The organism is Gordonia otitidis (genome assembly GCF_020735545.1).
Lineage (GTDB): Bacteria > Actinomycetota > Actinomycetes > Mycobacteriales > Mycobacteriaceae > Gordonia > Gordonia otitidis.
This window is the reverse complement of record NZ_CP085974.1, coordinates 887,635-902,656: the sequence shown is the minus strand read 5'-3', so window position 1 is coordinate 902,656 and position 15,022 is coordinate 887,635. Positions and strand designations below refer to the sequence as shown.

Annotated in this window: 15 protein-coding genes and 1 tRNA gene; 8 read left to right on the top strand and 8 right to left on the bottom strand. The window is 65.0% G+C overall.

Annotated elements, in window-relative coordinates; all coding sequences use genetic code 11:
- Positions 1 to 30: 30 nt before the first annotated feature.
- From LK459_RS04010 to LK459_RS04000, 3 genes are all read right to left on the bottom strand, one after another.
- Positions 31 to 1,656 carry a PucR family transcriptional regulator gene (locus tag LK459_RS04010; protein WP_007239938.1) on the bottom strand — a complete coding sequence of 542 codons (1,626 nt, stop codon included), beginning with the start codon at positions 1,654 to 1,656 and terminating at the stop codon, positions 31 to 33.
- Between the two features lie 135 nt (positions 1,657 to 1,791).
- Positions 1,792 to 3,963 carry a glutamine synthetase III family protein gene (locus LK459_RS04005; RefSeq protein WP_227921936.1) on the bottom strand — a complete coding sequence of 724 codons (2,172 nt, stop codon included), beginning with the start codon at positions 3,961 to 3,963 and terminating at the stop codon, positions 1,792 to 1,794.
- A 185-nt stretch (positions 3,964 to 4,148) separates the two neighbouring features.
- Positions 4,149 to 5,303 carry an FUSC family protein gene (locus tag LK459_RS04000; RefSeq protein ID WP_227921934.1) on the bottom strand — a complete coding sequence of 385 codons (1,155 nt, stop codon included), beginning with the start codon at positions 5,301 to 5,303 and terminating at the stop codon, positions 4,149 to 4,151.
- Between the two features lie 34 nt (positions 5,304 to 5,337).
- On the opposite strand from LK459_RS04000, the gene LK459_RS03995 reads away from it, so the two are divergent.
- From LK459_RS03995 to LK459_RS03975, 5 genes are all read left to right on the top strand, one after another.
- Positions 5,338 to 5,877, top strand: coding sequence for a MarR family winged helix-turn-helix transcriptional regulator (locus tag LK459_RS03995; RefSeq protein ID WP_007240699.1), 540 nt, complete (start codon positions 5,338 to 5,340; stop codon positions 5,875 to 5,877).
- 103 nt (positions 5,878 to 5,980) lie between these two features.
- Positions 5,981 to 6,412, top strand: a complete 432-nt coding sequence (locus LK459_RS03990) for an SRPBCC family protein (protein ID WP_007240700.1) — start codon at positions 5,981 to 5,983, stop codon at positions 6,410 to 6,412.
- Between the two features lie 118 nt (positions 6,413 to 6,530).
- Positions 6,531 to 7,475, top strand: coding sequence for a type IV toxin-antitoxin system AbiEi family antitoxin domain-containing protein (locus tag LK459_RS03985; protein WP_007240701.1), 945 nt, complete (start codon positions 6,531 to 6,533; stop codon positions 7,473 to 7,475).
- A 410-nt stretch (positions 7,476 to 7,885) separates the two neighbouring features.
- The gene (locus LK459_RS03980; protein WP_007240702.1) at positions 7,886 to 8,866 is read left to right on the top strand and encodes an alpha/beta hydrolase; all 981 of its coding nucleotides are present in this window, start codon (positions 7,886 to 7,888) and stop codon (positions 8,864 to 8,866) included.
- Positions 8,859 to 9,383, top strand: coding sequence for a hypothetical protein (locus LK459_RS03975; protein ID WP_227921932.1), 525 nt, complete (start codon positions 8,859 to 8,861; stop codon positions 9,381 to 9,383). Before LK459_RS03980 ends, LK459_RS03975 begins: the two co-directional genes overlap by 8 nt.
- A gap of 28 nt (positions 9,384 to 9,411) precedes the next feature.
- Here LK459_RS03975 and LK459_RS03970 read toward each other — a convergent pair.
- The 3 genes from LK459_RS03970 to LK459_RS03960 all read right to left on the bottom strand — a co-directional run bounded on the left by LK459_RS03970 (position 9,412) and on the right by LK459_RS03960 (position 12,142).
- Positions 9,412 to 9,484: transfer RNA gene (locus tag LK459_RS03970), tRNA-Arg, on the bottom strand.
- 256 nt (positions 9,485 to 9,740) lie between these two features.
- The gene (locus LK459_RS03965; protein ID WP_227921930.1) at positions 9,741 to 10,931 is read right to left on the bottom strand and encodes a hypothetical protein; all 1,191 of its coding nucleotides are present in this window, start codon (positions 10,929 to 10,931) and stop codon (positions 9,741 to 9,743) included.
- Positions 10,932 to 11,248: 317 nt separating this feature from the next.
- The gene (locus LK459_RS03960; RefSeq protein ID WP_227921928.1) at positions 11,249 to 12,142 is read right to left on the bottom strand and encodes a tyrosine-type recombinase/integrase; all 894 of its coding nucleotides are present in this window, start codon (positions 12,140 to 12,142) and stop codon (positions 11,249 to 11,251) included.
- Positions 12,143 to 12,288: 146 nt separating this feature from the next.
- Between LK459_RS03960 and LK459_RS03955 the strand changes: the two genes are divergently transcribed.
- Both LK459_RS03955 and LK459_RS03950 read left to right on the top strand, forming a co-directional pair.
- Positions 12,289 to 12,612 (top strand): helix-turn-helix domain-containing protein, encoded by a 324-nt coding sequence (locus LK459_RS03955; RefSeq protein ID WP_227921927.1) that lies wholly within the window; start codon positions 12,289 to 12,291, stop codon positions 12,610 to 12,612.
- Between the two features lie 504 nt (positions 12,613 to 13,116).
- On the top strand, positions 13,117 to 13,509 hold the full coding sequence (locus LK459_RS03950) for a hypothetical protein (RefSeq protein ID WP_227921926.1): 393 nt from the start codon (positions 13,117 to 13,119) through the stop codon (positions 13,507 to 13,509).
- Here the strand turns inward: LK459_RS03950 and LK459_RS03945 are convergent.
- A complete protein-coding gene (locus LK459_RS03945) occupies positions 13,447 to 13,737 on the bottom strand; it encodes a helix-turn-helix domain-containing protein (RefSeq protein WP_227921925.1) in 291 nt (96 codons plus the stop codon). The two genes, LK459_RS03950 and LK459_RS03945, sit on opposite strands and share 63 nt — an antisense overlap.
- Positions 13,738 to 13,861: 124 nt before the next feature.
- Between LK459_RS03945 and LK459_RS23135 the strand changes: the two genes are divergently transcribed.
- Positions 13,862 to 14,395: a hypothetical protein gene (locus LK459_RS23135; protein WP_265416855.1), complete on the top strand. Its 534-nt coding sequence runs from the start codon at positions 13,862 to 13,864 to the stop codon at positions 14,393 to 14,395.
- Positions 14,396 to 14,419: 24 nt separating this feature from the next.
- Here the strand turns inward: LK459_RS23135 and LK459_RS03935 are convergent, their stop codons facing one another.
- On the bottom strand, positions 14,420 to 14,935 hold the full coding sequence (locus tag LK459_RS03935) for a hypothetical protein (RefSeq protein ID WP_227921924.1): 516 nt from the start codon (positions 14,933 to 14,935) through the stop codon (positions 14,420 to 14,422).
- Positions 14,936 to 15,022: the final 87 nt, after the last annotated feature.

Sequence of the window (15,022 nt, the reverse complement as noted above, 5' to 3'; positions counted from 1 at the left end):
CGGGCTCAACCAGCGGCTTGGGTAGTGAGCTCAACCAGCGGGCGGGGTGCGGGGTACCCGCAACGTGAGGGCGACGACGAGCCTTGTCGCCGGATCGTCGAGGTCCATGCCGGTCAGTTCCTGGATGCGGCGGATTCGATAGCGCAACGTGTTCGGATGGACGTGCAGGGCGGTGGCTGCGGCCCGCACGTCGCCGAAATGGTCGAGATAGGCGCGCAATGATCTCGTCAGGTCGCTGCCGGATTCCTCGTCGCGCTGCGCGAGGTCGAGAACGCGCGCGTCGATCAACTCGGGATTGTCCTCGATGAGGGCGACGATCTCGCCGAGCAGTACTCCCGTCGTCGACGCCGACACCGTCGTGACGGCTTCGATCAGGTCGGATTCGCGTTGTGCCGCGTCGAGGACACGATCGGCCTGCATCCGAACCGTCGGCACAGACGCGAGTCCCGTCGCGGGGCCTGCCACGACTGCACGTGCACCGACGCCGAACTGTCGCCGGGCCGCCGCAACCGCTGAGCGGGCCCACGCCACGGTCGCCTCCTGTTCGGCGGCGGGAAGTACCACGTAGGCGCGCGGGCCGATGGTCGTCGTCACCGACAACGGGCTGAAAGCGCTGGCGTGCAACGTGAGTGCCGAGACCATCGCGGGCATCGGGGTGGAAACGGTCGGGTCGGTGAGCAAGCCGCCGAATGCGACGGCCAGCACATCGACGTCGGGTGCGATACCGAGCTGGGCACCGAGGAATGCGGCGTCGATCGTGTCACCGCGTGCCCCGAGAAGCCTGCGTACCAGCTCGTCATGACCGCTGCCCGCACTGCGGCGTCGTGAAATGATCCGGGCGGCAACGGCAGCGGCGCCCAGAAGTATGTCGGGGGTGTTGTCGGCGAACCGGCTTCGACCCTGCTGCAACCAGATGGCGCCGAGGTAGTCGCCGACTCCGTCTGCGTGCGGGGCGCGGATCGAGATGGCCAACCTCGGGCGCAGACCCAGCTCGTGCCGCTCGTCGACGGAGACGAGCGCCTCGGTGGTGCGGAGTGCGTCGAGTACGCCCCACTGACGCAACCACGCGAGCATCTCCGGTGGTCCCTCGCGTCCGAGGATGGAGAGCCGACGCAGTTCGTCGGCCTCGTCACCGGCGCTGCTGTAGGCGAGCACGTGCGAGCGTGCGTCCTCGATACTCACCAGGCCACCGGTGCGTCGGGCGACCTCGGCGGCGAGTTCGAAGAGGTCGCCGATGCCACCCGCCTGCATCGACTCGGCGCCGAGCTGAGCGGATTCCGAGGCGTCGAGGACCCGCAGCACCATGCGGTAGATACGCTCCCATCTCGCGTGTGGGTCGACGTCGATGACCGCGACCGAGAGATCCGCGATGTGCGAGACCGCTGCGGGGGACGGCGATTTGAGCATGACTGCGACGGGCATCCGGGGGCCGAGTCCGCTGAGCCACCCGACAACATCGTCGGCGTCGACGCCGACCATGAGGAACAGGTCGGCGTCGCGCGCCGAGGCGTGCAGTGGCAGGTGCAGGTCATCCGGGTCGATGAGTGCGACCGAGGCGATCGCGACGTCGAGGCCGCGGGGTGCGGCCGCAAGTGACGCCAGCGTCGCGTCGAGCGCGAGCAGCAGGCGCCCCACACCGATTCCGGGTTCGTCCATGTGGACAAAGATACTGCGTGCGCTTGGCTGATCGGCTTACTTGCGAGTGGGGGCTGTCACGGCAGTGGGCCCGCCGGGAACATGTCCGGGCGGGCCCACCACGCGTTGCCAGGCGGTGCCCGGTTCAGCTCATCGTCAGAGGATGGTCAGCATCTCGTTGTAGGTCGGAAGCGGCCACAGGTCGTCGGCGACGATGCTCTCGAGTGCGTCCGACACCTCTCGCACGCCGGTCATCGCGGGGATCAGCGAGCCGAGCGCGTACTCCGACTCCGCTTCGACGGTGTCGCCGTGGAAGCCGTCGATGGCCGCCTCGAGCGCATCCATCGCGGCGTTGAGTTCGCTCACCTTGCCGGTCATGGTGGCCAGCACCGGGGTCTCCATGTCGATTCCGGCGGCCTTGAGGCTTGCCGCGGTGCTCGCCAGTTCACCCATGTACCGGGTTGCGGCGGGCAGGATCATCGTCTTGGCGATCTCGAGGGTCTCCTTCGCCTCGACGAGGAGTGCCAGCGAGTACTGTTCGAGCACAACCTCTTTGCGTGCTTCGAGCTCGCGCTCGGACAGGATGCCGTACTTGCTGAACACCTCCTTGATCTCCGGAAGGTCGTACTGTGCCATCGCGTCGACGGTGGTGCGCAGGTTGAGCAGTCCGCGCGACTCCGCCTCCTCCTGCCACTCGTCGGAGTAGCCATTGCCGTTGAAGACCACCTTGCCGTGCTCGGTGATGATCTCCTCGAGAAGCTTCTGGACGGCGCCGTGGAACTCGGTGCCCGCCTCCTTCTCCTTCTCGAGGAAGTCGGCGACGTACTCGAGCGAATCGGCGAGCATCGCGTTGATCGCGATCATCGGATCGGCGATCGACTGGTTGGAACCGGGCGCGCGGAACTCGAATCGGTTGCCGGTGAACGCAAACGGGCTGGTGCGGTTGCGATCGCCCGCGTCGGCCTTGAACGGCGGAAGGGTGTCGACGCCGAGTTCGATGACGCCCGTCGACTTGCTCTCCTTCGCGCCGCCCTTGGCGATCTGGTCGAAGATGTCGGCGAGCTGCTCGCCGAGGAAGATCGAGATGATCGCCGGGGGAGCCTCGTTCGCTCCGAGGCGGTGGTCGTTCGATGCCGAGGCGATCGACGCGCGCAGTAGTCCGCCGAACTTGTGGACACCGCGGATGATCGCGGCGCAGAACACCAGGAACTGCTCGTTCTCGTGCGGGGTGTCGCCGGGGTTGAGCAGGTTGCCCTGGTTGGAATTGCCCATCGAGAAGTTGACGTGCTTGCCCGATCCGTTCACGCCTGCGAAGGGCTTCTCGTGCAGCAGCGCGACCATGCCGTAGCGCTCGGCGACCTTCTTGATCGTGGTCATCATGAGCTGCTGGTGGTCGTGGGCGATGTTCGAGCGCTCGAAGACCGGCGCGATCTCGAACTGTCCCGGAGCGACCTCGTTGTGGCGGGTCTTGGCCGGGATGGCCTGCTTGAACAGCTCGCGATCGAGCTCGATCATGAACGCGAGCACACGGTCGGGGATGGCGCCGAAGTAGTGATCGTCGAACTCCTGGCCCTTGGACGGCTTGGCGCCGAAGAGCGTCCGGTTCGTCGTCATCAGGTCGGGTCGGGCGAAGTAGAAGTGGCGGTCGATCAGGAAGTACTCCTGCTCGGGGCCCGCGTAGGAGACAACGGTGTCGACGTCCTCGTGACCGAAGAGCTTGAGCACACGCATGGCCTGCTTGCTCATCGCCTGCTGACTGCGCAGCAGCGGCACCTTCTTGTCGAGGGCCTCACCGGTCCACGAGATGAAGATCGTCGGGATGCACAGGGTGTTGCCGTTCGGGTTCTCGAGGATGTACGCCGGGCTGGTCACGTCCCACCCGGTGTAGCCGCGGGCCTCGAAGGTGCCGCGAAGTCCGCCGTTGGGGAAGCTCGAGGCGTCGGGCTCGCCCTGCAGCAGCGTCTTACCTGCGAATTCGGCCAGTGAACCGTCGGCGCCGTCCGGCTCGAGGAACGAGTCGTGCTTTTCGGCGGTGAATCCGGTCAGGGGGTAGAAGACGTGCGCGTAGTGCGACGCGCCCTTCTCGATCGCCCAGTCCTTCATCGCGGCTGCGACGTAGTCGGCGAGGGTCGGATCGAGCGGGACGCCGTTGTCGATGGTCGCCGCGACAGCCTTGAAGACGTGCTTGGGCAGCCGGGTCTTCATCGCCGAGAGGGTGAAGACGTTGCGGCCGAAGGTGTCTGCCAGGGGCTCGGGGAAGCCGTCGCATTCCATCTCGTATGTGGTCACGGCCTCGATGGCCTGACGGCGGGACATGCTGCCACTCATACATAAACTCCTGGGTCGGCTCTCCGGTTGCGACGCGTCTGCGTCCGCCGTGGCCGGATGGCCCCGAAGAGTGAGTGTCGTTGATCAAGCGATACGACGCTATGAGCACGACGTACCCAGGTCATTGCCTCCGTGTGACGCCCGTGAAAACACGCTTCACAATGGCGCGCACTCCGAACAGATCGCTACGACGTGTGCGTGCGGGGTCCGCGAAGCGCCGCGAGGTCGTGTGCGCGGATCGTCAGCGCTGCCACCACGATGCCGACGACGATGCCGATCGCGGTGTCGAGGACGCGGTCGATTGCGGCGTCGGGGCTCAGTCCTGCGCTCAGCCCCGTGAGCAGCAGTGCCATCGGGGTGACCGCGAGTGAGCACAACGCGTAGTTGACCGTCGACAGGATCTCGGCGAGCACCTGGAAGATGATGATGCCGACGATTGCGCCCCAGTAGCCGAGGGGGATGGCGAGGAGTAGTCCCGCGATGAGTGCACCACCGAGGTTGCCGAGCAGACGCTGTACGCCGCGTCGGACGGTGAGGTGATACTCGACGCCCTGCATCGCGGCCACGGCACCCATCGCGGCCCACATCGGATGATCGAGGTGTGCGGCGACCGCGATGATCGCGGCGAGCGCCGCGGCGACGGCGATGCGCACTGCGGTCACGGCGAGATGGCGCCGGTTGGCCGGCGCGTGCCCGCCCGCGAGGGTCACCCACAGTGACTCGCGGCGGGCCGTCTCGGTCGAGGCGGCCCGCGTGCCACCCACGCGTACCATGACCCAGGTGCGCAGCCACGGCGCCAGCGCGATGACGATGCCGATGACGGCACCGATCGCCGCGGCCAGCACCGCGCGTCCGATGTCTTCTGCGTCGTGTGCGAAGCCCGCCGCGCCGGTCGACGCGAACACGAAGATGACGGCGCCGGGTCCGACGATGCGCAGTGCGGACACGAAGTAGCACGCGATGCCTGCCAGCAATGCGGTCACGGTGATCTCTGCGGCGATCGAGTTCGCGTACACGCCCATGGTCGCGCCGACGGCGATCGCCACGCAGATCCCGATCCCGAGTGCGACGAGACGGGGAGCTCGGACGGGGTAGGGGTCGGGACGACAGAAGGCGGAGACGAGTGCGCCGAGGGCGGCGAGTCCCGCCAGGTCGCGGTAACCGAGCAGTGCGCCCACGACCAACACGACTCCCACGGCCACGCCGACCCGCAGCGGGGCCGCCACCCCTGCTCGGCTGAAGTCGACACGGAGCGCGTCTCGCCAGGTCGTCGGCGTCACGGCGTGCTGCAGGGCTGCGCCGCTGGTGCGGATGTAGGGAGTGAGGAGTGAGCGCTGCATCCCAATACTTTATCACTATTTTAGTAGTGAAATAATGTCAGGCGATGGTTATCATCGTCACGTGAACAGCTCCACCCCCGACTCCCGGCCCGGCCGCGATCTGGTCGACCGGATCGAGGCGGAGTGGGCGCAGTCGTATCCGGATCTCGACGTCGCGCCGATTGCCATCCTGGGCCGAATACAGCGGATCGCCACGGTGTCGAATCATCGCCTCGACCGAAAACTCGAGGCGCACGGAATCGGGCGGTCGGAGTTCGACGTGCTCGGTGCCCTGGCCAGGTCTGATCGTCCACTCCGCGCCAGCGAGGTGGTCTCGACGACGATGCTGAGCGGGGCGTCGATCACCAAGATCAGTGAGACGCTCTCCCGACGCGGGCTACTCGAACGTCGCAGGTCCGAGCGCGACGGGCGCGTGGTGCTCCTCGAACTCACCGCCGAGGGGCGAGCGTTGGTCGACGCCGAGCTTCCCAACAGGCTGGCCGACGACGCCGACGTACTCGCGCCGTTGAGTGCTGACGAGCGCGGACAACTCGTCGATCTGCTCCGTCGGATCTCGATGGACCTCGGCGACTGACTTCCTCAAACGCCTACCCGGTGGTCGACGTCGACACCGGGTAATGGAACAGTAGGCGTAGTGCGTCCACCGCCGTCCAGGCGGAACAACACGAGGAGTGCAGATGCCCGGGGTCAGCCACACGGCCACCATCGACGTGCCACGTCAGACCGTCTTCGAGTACGTGAACACCTACGCCAACGTGCCGCACTACATGTTCGGGATCACCCGGTTCGATCCCGTTACCGAGCACACGTCGGGGCTCGGTGCCACGTTCGCTGCCGAGATGAACGTCGGTCCGAAGACGTTGAAGTCCACCGTGGAGACCCAGGAGTGGGTCGAGGGCGAGCTGATCAGGCTCGTCTCTGTCGACGGTTTCCCGGCGAACACCACCTGGCGTTTCGCCGACACGGAGGGCGGCACCGAGGTGCAGGTCGAGTTCGAATACAAGTTGCCCGGCGGACTCGGCGGCCGCGCGCTCGGGGCCATCCTGGAGCCGTTCGTCGGGCAGGCGATCAAGCAGACCGACGGCAACCTGCGGTCGCAGCTCGCCTGAGCGTCGGGTCTGCAGTTGCGTGGGATCCTCGGGGGCATTTGTGTACCCCTGGATCCCACACAACTGAGCCTGTGGATGGATTTCCGACGCCTCTCGGCATTTCCTACATCCTGTACCGGTGCAACCGGACAAGGGGTGGGTCGCGCTCGCGCGTCGACAGGACAACATCGTCACGCGTGCGCAGCTCGCGGATGCAGGAGTGGACAAGCGATCCGTACGGCGGCGCATAGCAAACGGTGAGTGGCAGGCCTTCGGTGCGAGGGTCGTCATGCTCGCTCCGGGAGTCCCCACGGAGGCACAACGAGTCGGTATCGGCGCGTTGTACTCTTGCGGCGCAACATCTCTCGCAGGTCGCGCGGCTCTGGAGGTGCACGGCCTGAGGGGTTGGTCCGAGGGTCCGGTCGTATTCTTCGTCGGAGCAGGCGATCGCAGTGCCAGGACCCCGCCGGAGGGAATCACCTATGTGCGCACGCGCCATGACCTGACCGCGCTGTCGGTCGAGCGGGCGGGGAGGGCGACACTGCGTGTCGAGCCCGCAGCGCTCACGCTGGCTTCTGCGCTCGCTGCAGGGTCGTGGGGTGAGCACCGGTCGGCACGATCGGCCGGCGGGCTCGTCGCCGCGGTCGTGCAGCAGCGGCTGACCACGGCCGAGGCGCTGCTCACGTGGTGCGACAAGCTTCCGCGCCTGCGCCACAAGCCCCTGCTGCGCGGCTTCCTCGACGACATCTCGGGCGGGTCCGAGTCGATGGCCGAGATCGACCTGGTCAGGACGTGCCGCGAGTACTCGCTACAACCACCGGTGCGTCAGCGGCGTCGCACCGACAGCGCGGGTCGGACTCGGTACACCGACGCCGAATGGGATCTGCCCGACGGATCGACACTGGTGCTCGAGGTCGACGGTGCATTTCATCGCACCCACTCGTCCTGGGAAGACGACCTGCGGCGACAGCGCCGGTTGGTTGCTCGAGACCGACGTGAGCTCCGCTGCACCGCCGTCGAGTTGCGTACCGAACCCGAAGAGGTGGTGCGCGACCTCATCGACGCCGGCGTCCCGCGCATCTGACGGGTAATCGTGTTGCGTGGGATCCTCGGGGGCATTTGTGTACCCCTGGATCCCACGCAACTCGGCTGACGCACCTGTGAGAATCGGTCACGATCTCTCAGGCTGCGGTGCGCCACCTCTCAGGATCTGTTCATTCCGAAATGTCCTCCTGTGAGTCGCCCGGAAGCGACCTGGGAGTTCGCCTATGACGAGACTCACAACGGCGACTTCTCTTGATGTACAAAACCTTTCGGAATCCGATGCTCTCAGCTCACTCCGTTTGCCGGGGTAACGATCGGTCTTGGTCGCTCGATCAACTCTGCGTGGTCCGCGTTGCCTGGTGCGTGGATTCTCGGTGTTGAAACCAGGTTCGAGGAGTGATGTAGGTGGGAGCTTCGCGCCGTTGGTGGCCGGGGTCAGGGCTCAGACGTATGGGACGTCGGTTGGGGGTGGCGGCAGTGGCCGTCATGACTGTCGGAGGTGTCGTCGCGGTCGGGGAGGGTACGGCGCACGCGGCGCCTGCGGCTCAGACCTGGTGGATCAACGGGTGTGGCATGCCGACGCAGAGTCCGGGGGGTCCGGCCGGGACGGTCAAGGTGCGCGCGTGGACGCGTCCGCAGAACAAGAAGACCGTCGTGATGCTCGACGGCTTGCGGGCGACCAACGACGTCAGCGGGTGGGAGCACAACACCAACGTCGCGCAATTGGCTGATCACGGGGTCAACGTCGTACAGCCGGTCGGCGGATACATGAGCTTCTACACCGACTGGAACGCGCCGGACAACTTCAGCAACCAGGGCTACACCTACAAGTGGGGCTGCGTGATCAACAAGAGCCTTGTCGCAGCGATGGACCAACGCGGATTACGTGGTCCGTCAGGGCATTACGCGATCATGGGATTGTCGATGAGTGGCAGCTCGGCGTTGATCACAGCGGCCAACAACCATCGCGACTTCGACGCGGCGGGATCGCTGTCGGGCATGCTCAACCTGTCTGCGCCCGGTATGCGTGAAGCGATCCGCGCCGCAATGATCTTCCCGATGCTCGACGGTGGTACGCCCGCGATGAACGCCGACGCGATGTGGGGCCCGCCGTGGAGCACCCGATGGCTCGACAACGATCCGTTCGTCCAGGTGAACAAGCTGCACGGGATCCGTACCTTCATCTTCACCGGCAGTGGGATACCGGGCTACACCGCGACGCCACAGGCGTTGCTCGCCAACCCGGCGTTGATTCTCCAAGGGGCGCCGCTCGAACTGCTCTCGTCCGCATTGACGCATGTCTTCGACGTCCAGACCATGGTCAACCGGCTGCCCACGATGACCGACTTCCCGGTCCAAGGCCTGCACGACTGGCCCTACTGGCAGGACGCCGTGTGGAATGCTCTGAACAGGGGGTTCTTCCGTGTCTGAGCGTCATGTTGCTCGCCGTCGTCGTATCTCGGCGGTGATGCTCGGGCTGGCCTGCGCCGGTCTGGTCGCCGCATGCGGGACCGACGACACCTCCGCCTCCGGCGACAGGTCGGCCGCGACGGCGTCGAGCTCAACGGCAGCGTCGAGCTCAGCGGCGACGACGAGCTCTGTGGAGAAGTCTGCGGGCCCGTCGACGACGCCCGCTGCCCCGAAGCCGAGCGCACAACCGCAGGCAACGCGACCCGCCGAACTGCCCACGAACGGGTCGGTGGAGTCCGTCGCGCCTCCGCAGCCGGCCCAGCAGTCCGCGTTCGAGCGGAAGCTGAGGGAGGGTGGACTCGAGATCGACCCGAGCGCTGCGGCGTCACTGGGCGACGCGGTCTGTCGAGTGGGTGCGAGCAGTGGGCAGGACAGTGCGAAGAAGTACGCTGCCGCGCTCCTGCAGGCCCAACTGCACAGGGCTGCGAGCGACAAGGAGGTATCAGTGTTCGTCGATGCGTCGAAGTCGCTCTGCTGAGAGTGCGAGGCCGACAAGGATGTCACAGTGCCCCAGGCAGGATTCGAACCTGCGACCCTTCCTTTAGGAGAGGAATGCTCTATCCCCTGAGCTACTGAGGCGGGGACTGGCGGACATTGTGGCGGAAATTCCTTGGACGTAATTTTCCCGGGGAAGATTCTGCGTGTTGATGTCCGTTTCAGCCCACTCGGTCACCGCGTTGTGGCGTGGTGACCGACATCGGGAGTCTACGTCACCGATCTACGCGCATATCGCAGCGCCCCTGCACTGGAGGTGGGTGCGGGGCTCGCGGCGAGGTGGTGTTCTGGGGTTCGAGTATCGCCTTGGTCGATCGGAGATGTGACAGGTTTCGCGAGGTCAAGCGATCGCGGGAGGATCGGCTGGGACGTCGTCGTGTTTCCAGAGGGCGTCGGCGATGGCGTTGCGGGCGATGGCATGCCCGATCATGGCGAGGAATTCCCGGTCGATGGTGTACGAGATTGCCCGCCCACCTCGAAACGTACGTTCGATGATGTTGTTGATGGACTCAGCGTCTTCCCTGCGGCCATAGTGCTGCCTGTAGTGGTCGCCGGGGTCTTCATCGTCGCGGGCCGACTGCCGTAGACGTTCGATCCGGAGTGGCGCGCCGTCGCGGGCTGGTTCGTTGATCCGCAATCGGTTGCTGCTCCCACAGGGCAGGGTGATCACCACATACCAGTCGTAGCGGTTCGCCGATGCCCGGTGCTGGCGGACGGGCGGTTTCGATGGGCAGCGTTGCATCGATACGGTGCCATCCTCGTCAATGGTCCGCACTGCGACATGACCGTCCTCGGTGTACAGCTGGTGGCGAGTACCGCAGGTGCAGCTGCCGTCGGTGAGTTCGAGTGGGTGGGGCTTCGCGGTGGTGCCGTGGGGTGGCGAAAACACCAGATAGCCGCTGTCAGCAAGGGGTTGCAGGTGCATTCCGCGCATCGCGCCGTCGTAGCAGACAGTATCGGCGCCGGGTTCGGTCTGCGCGAGTTCGGTGAGCGATGCGACGGCTAAGCCTGCCTCCCCGCCGTAGCCGGAAATGGGGACATACTGCATGTCAATGATGATGCGCGAGTTGCGTTTGAGGTCCGGCCGGACACAACTGTGGCAGAACTTCATGCCGTGCTTGGGAGTTCCGTCGTCACCGCCCTGCTGATGGAGGACGCCGTCGATGGTCTGGCCGCTTTTTCGACGTTTCTCCACGGTGGCGGGATTGACAATGGTCGCCTTCACTTTTCCGTCCGTGCACACCGTGTTGGGGCGTGCGGGCCGGGCGGTGGAGTGCAGATTCGGATCAAAGCAACCGTGCCGCTTAGCCATTGCGCATGATTCGGATCTGAAGACGGCCCGGATTTCTTCGAGTATCGGTGATGCCCGTCGCTTCTTCGTGTCCGACGAGGAGTCTGATTTTGGCGGTTTCGGGCAGATACGATCGCGGGCATCTTCGCAGTTGCATCGCAGCGGTGGACGCTCCCATAGGTCGACGCCACGTTGTGCGGCGAAGTGGCGAATGATCTCCCAGTAGGCGGGTTCTTCCATGATGGCTGCGCCCTTACGCCAGGTCCCGGCACCTCCCGCAAACGCCGCGTAGAAGACGACGAGGACTTCCGGGTAGTAGCGATCCTGCCCCGGCGATCCCTCGGGTTTCGGTGGAAGCGCCGCGCCAATCGCGTAGACAACGTCCGAGTCGGCGACGGCCTCGACGAGTGCGATCTCGGTGAGCGCTTTGTTGCGCCCAGTTGTGCTCGGGCGCTGCGAATTACGTAGAGCAGCTTTCGCAGTAGCAACAACACTGTTCTTGCGCGCGTGTGTGGACCTGCGCGCATTATTTCTGGCCTTGGCCCGTGATCGCTTGGTCACAGCGAGGGGTCCTGCCAGTCGAAGCCGATCAGCGTAGCGGCACTGTCGAGGGAACGGGCACCCATGACACGGGCGGCGTCTTCGATCAGGCCGGTTTGCCCGAAGGCCTGCGCTCCGGCGTAGGCGGTCAACGATGTTGGCGTGATCGCGGGGTCGACCGACAGCCCAGCAGCGCGCAGGACGGCTCCCACGGTCATCCCCACTCGTGCTTGGCGCGCCGCGTCTGATCCAGTTCCTGTATCGCACAACGGTTGTCGCGGGTCACCTCCGAGATGGGCAATACGCGCCTTGAGCACCATGGCGGCGTGATCGTCAAGCGGCACGACGCGCTGGGCGTACTTGACCGAACCGGGCAGGCGCGCGGCCTTCTTGTTGGCGTCGATGTCGCCGACGGTGAGGTGTCCAATTTCGCCTATCCGCGCACCCGCCAGCAACAATGCGACTGTCGACGAGTGTCGTTTGTGCGCACCGAGGTCGGCGAAGAACCGTACGAGTTGAGCTTCGTCTGGGGTCAGCGCCCGTCGATGCCCGGGTCGACCACGGCCGGGCAAGTCGATGACCGCTGTCGGGTCGTCGCAGCCGATGCCGAGTGAGCGTGCGGTACGGAAGAACACCCGGAGTGTGGATAGCCGAATGTGTTTGGTGGCCAACGAAGGTTCGACACGTTCACCCGAGCGGTCACGGCCCCGAGCGTGGACGAAGTCCTCGACGACGGTTGTGGTGATGTCGTTGATCGACTCGATACCGTGCGCGGTGGCGAAGCGGCAGAAGCGGTTCACCAGCAACGAGAACTTGGTGACTGTCTGTTGTGACATCGCACCCGTGTCGGCGGCACTGTTCCACGCGTCGAGCACAGCATCCGCGATGGTCGCCAGGCGTTCGTCACCCACGATCGACCACCGCAACGCGAGGCAGAGTTGATGGCCGGTTACCACCGGTCACCGCCACACTCCGCCGCATGGTGCTCATGGGCACCATGATGGATCATGGGTATGACATTTTCCGCGTCGACACGCCACGGCGGTAGGCTTTGGTTGTGGTTTCCACACACCCACGAGCCCCAATTGAGTACGTCGCTGCTGGCGTGTGGCCGGAGGCGTCGTTGCGTGCTGACGCGCCCGTCCAGGTGCAGGCCGCTCAACTGTTCGCCCGCAACCTGCGTGCCGCTCTCGATGCGGAGGGGATCGGGCTGCGGACCCTCGCGAAACGAGTAGGCATCAATCACGCCACTATCAGCCGCGCGCTGGCAGGGCTGCGGTTCTGCGACGCCGCGACCCTGGCACAGTTGGAGTCGGGTATGGACACCGCACTGTGGCCCACCTACGAGGCCACCATCGGATACCGGGCGACGACGAACTGAACGAACTAGGTGGGGCCGTGCTTCACACACCGGTCCGGCGCACCAGATCGGATAGTATGAGTCGCACGGCCCGTAAGGGCCTACACTCAAAACAGCACTCCTGACTTTCTCATTGCGGGTGTGTGTTGGTGGCCCCAGCGGTGAACTGGGACCGATCTTGGAAGGCCCTCCGCCCGGCAAGGCGGGGGGCCTTCGTCATGTCCGGTCCGGGCTCCGGCCCTTCGTGTGCATGACTCTCGCGCGATCAATCGTTGCAGGAATGGCACCCATGACACGTTTTCGATACAGCCAAATCGCCGATCCGCACAGAAGATTGTCCTAATTCCCCGATCAACCTTGCTAGTTCTGTCCCTTGAACAGATATCTGGGTGCTCAGTGCACATACACACCTGATTTGGTGGTAGCGTCCGACAAGTGCCGTCCAGCTTCGTGCCTCGCCGGTGGTGTGTGAGGGACACTGACTTCGGGCGTCGTGCTGTAGTCGAGTTCAGGTCGGCAGTGGCGGTGACCAGCGACGAACCCACGAGCGTCGCCGAAATTCTCCAAGGGACCCCACGATTGCTTGCCGCGATCACTCACCATCGACTTGTGTACGAAATGCGGCTGGCGCTGTTCAAGATCGATATGGCCAACGAGGCTTATGCGCGACGGGCACGCTACTCAGCGAACCCGTCGAGCAACCGGGTCAGCCAACTCTTCAGCGGTCGATTGCCGATCAAACTCGACGACATCGGCCTCGCGTACACCATCCTCGGCGACCACCTACCGCCCCTTGATCCACGAGGATGGGCCTCGGAGATGAGCTACCGCCATACACCGTCGCGCGGTGGCGAGTCACCCGTCGACTTCTCGCTCCCCGGCGATCTGTTCGGTCTGCCGGATCAGTTCGACAGCTGACACGTCGAGCGCGGAAGCTAACGCCCACAACCGATCTAGCGTGATCGTGTTGATTGATCCCTCAATCCGGGCGATCGTCGGCCGCGACACTTCGGCACGTTCAGCTAAGGCCTCCTGAGTCAGACCGCGATCCTCGCGTGCCTGACGGATCACGTCACCAAACGCCCGCCGATGCGCAGCGCGGCGCGCAACCTCGGCATCGGACGGCAACGGATCGGGAGTGGGCATCCCGACAACACTCCGATGCCGACCACACCCGAGTCTGTATCAAATGTGATACAACTACCGCCGAGTGAGGTGTCCTTGTCAGCCTCCTCAACCCACGTCACCGACAGCACGGAGAAGCACACTCATGATGCCGCCGACCACGCCCGCCGCCACCTATCGGCAGGCCCGCTCGATCGGGTTCACCCGCCGCGACATCTTCAAATACGCTGCCCTCGCCTCCGGTGCGATGATCGTTGCTGCCTGCTCCGGAAGCGATCCTGGTGCCCAACCGGTCAAGAAGTTCGCCCAAGGCACCTGGACGATCACCGTCACCAGATCGCCAAGCACCAACCCCAACGTGACCAGCGAACCCGCCGGCCCGCAAACCTTCCAGATCACCATCGCCGACGGCACCTACACCGCCACCGACAACAGCTGGGTCCCCACCAGCGGAACCTGGACGTGGAACGACGGCGGCACCGTCCAGATCGGCGCGAGAAAGCCCAGCGCCGCCACCGGCATCCCCGACACCATCACCGGGTCCAAGCAGTTGGCGTGGCAGTACGGCAACGACCGCTTCGCCGTCCAAGCCTCCTGGAACAGCGACAGCAGTACCCTCACGCTTATCGGCACCGACGGCGACGGCAACCCCCTCCCGATCAGCGCCGTGAAGCAGTAGTACTGCTCGGGCAGGCTTCCTGCCTCAGTTGCCGATGCGGACGGAGTTGCCGCCGGTAGGGTCGGTGCACTGGAGGTAGGAGTCGGCGTGGCTACGACCGGGGACGTACGGCAATGCGCAGTCCCACCCCCGGATCGTCGCAAAAAGTCCTTGCCCCTCGGGTTCTCCACGATGAATCGCAGCCAAGTAGTCGCGTGCAACCGCGAGTGCTTCCGCACAATTGACGCTGCCCTTGATGACAACCACCGGTTCTGAAGTATTGGTGTTCGGGTTGGCCACCAGGTCACATACGACGTCTACTGGCGTGAGGTGGGTGGACGACGGGACTGTTGGGGGTAGTTCGGAGGTGTCCAGCGACGTGGACGAGGAGAGCGTCTCCGATGCGGTCGAGGATGGTGTACGTGCTGTCGTGCTGGCGTCGTGCGATGACGAACCCCGCGCGGCGGTGTCGAGAGATTGCGAATTTGCCGCGCACCCGCCAACAAGAATGATTCCGGCGACGATGACGCCAGCGCGAATGATCCGATCGATAGCCGCCATGTCGACTCCTCCGATGAGTTTTCCGGCCACACTTTGCGGTCCACGTACACCGTAGTAAGCCAGTTTTTCGGTGCGACGCATTCCGTA

Bases quoted from the DNA above. Each gene is read 5' to 3' on its own strand.
- LK459_RS23135 (WP_265416855.1), top strand. From the start codon at position 13,862: ATGATGCCGCCGACCACGCCCGCCGCCACCTATCGGCAGGCCCGCTCG.
- LK459_RS03980 (WP_007240702.1), top strand. From the start codon at position 7,886: ATGGGACGTCGGTTGGGGGTGGCGGCAGTGGCCGTCATGACTGTCGGA.
- LK459_RS03945 (WP_227921925.1), bottom strand. From the start codon at position 13,737: ATGCCCACTCCCGATCCGTTGCCGTCCGATGCCGAGGTTGCGCGCCGC.
- LK459_RS04005 (WP_227921936.1), bottom strand. From the start codon at position 3,963: ATGAGTGGCAGCATGTCCCGCCGTCAGGCCATCGAGGCCGTGACCACA.
- LK459_RS03990 (WP_007240700.1), top strand. From the start codon at position 5,981: ATGCCCGGGGTCAGCCACACGGCCACCATCGACGTGCCACGTCAGACC.
- LK459_RS04010 (WP_007239938.1), bottom strand. From the start codon at position 1,656: ATGGACGAACCCGGAATCGGTGTGGGGCGCCTGCTGCTCGCGCTCGAC.
- LK459_RS03995 (WP_007240699.1), top strand. From the start codon at position 5,338: ATGTCAGGCGATGGTTATCATCGTCACGTGAACAGCTCCACCCCCGAC.
- LK459_RS03965 (WP_227921930.1), bottom strand. From the start codon at position 10,931: ATGGAAGAACCCGCCTACTGGGAGATCATTCGCCACTTCGCCGCACAA.
- LK459_RS03935 (WP_227921924.1), bottom strand. From the start codon at position 14,935: ATGGCGGCTATCGATCGGATCATTCGCGCTGGCGTCATCGTCGCCGGA.
- LK459_RS04000 (WP_227921934.1), bottom strand. From the start codon at position 5,303: ATGCAGCGCTCACTCCTCACTCCCTACATCCGCACCAGCGGCGCAGCC.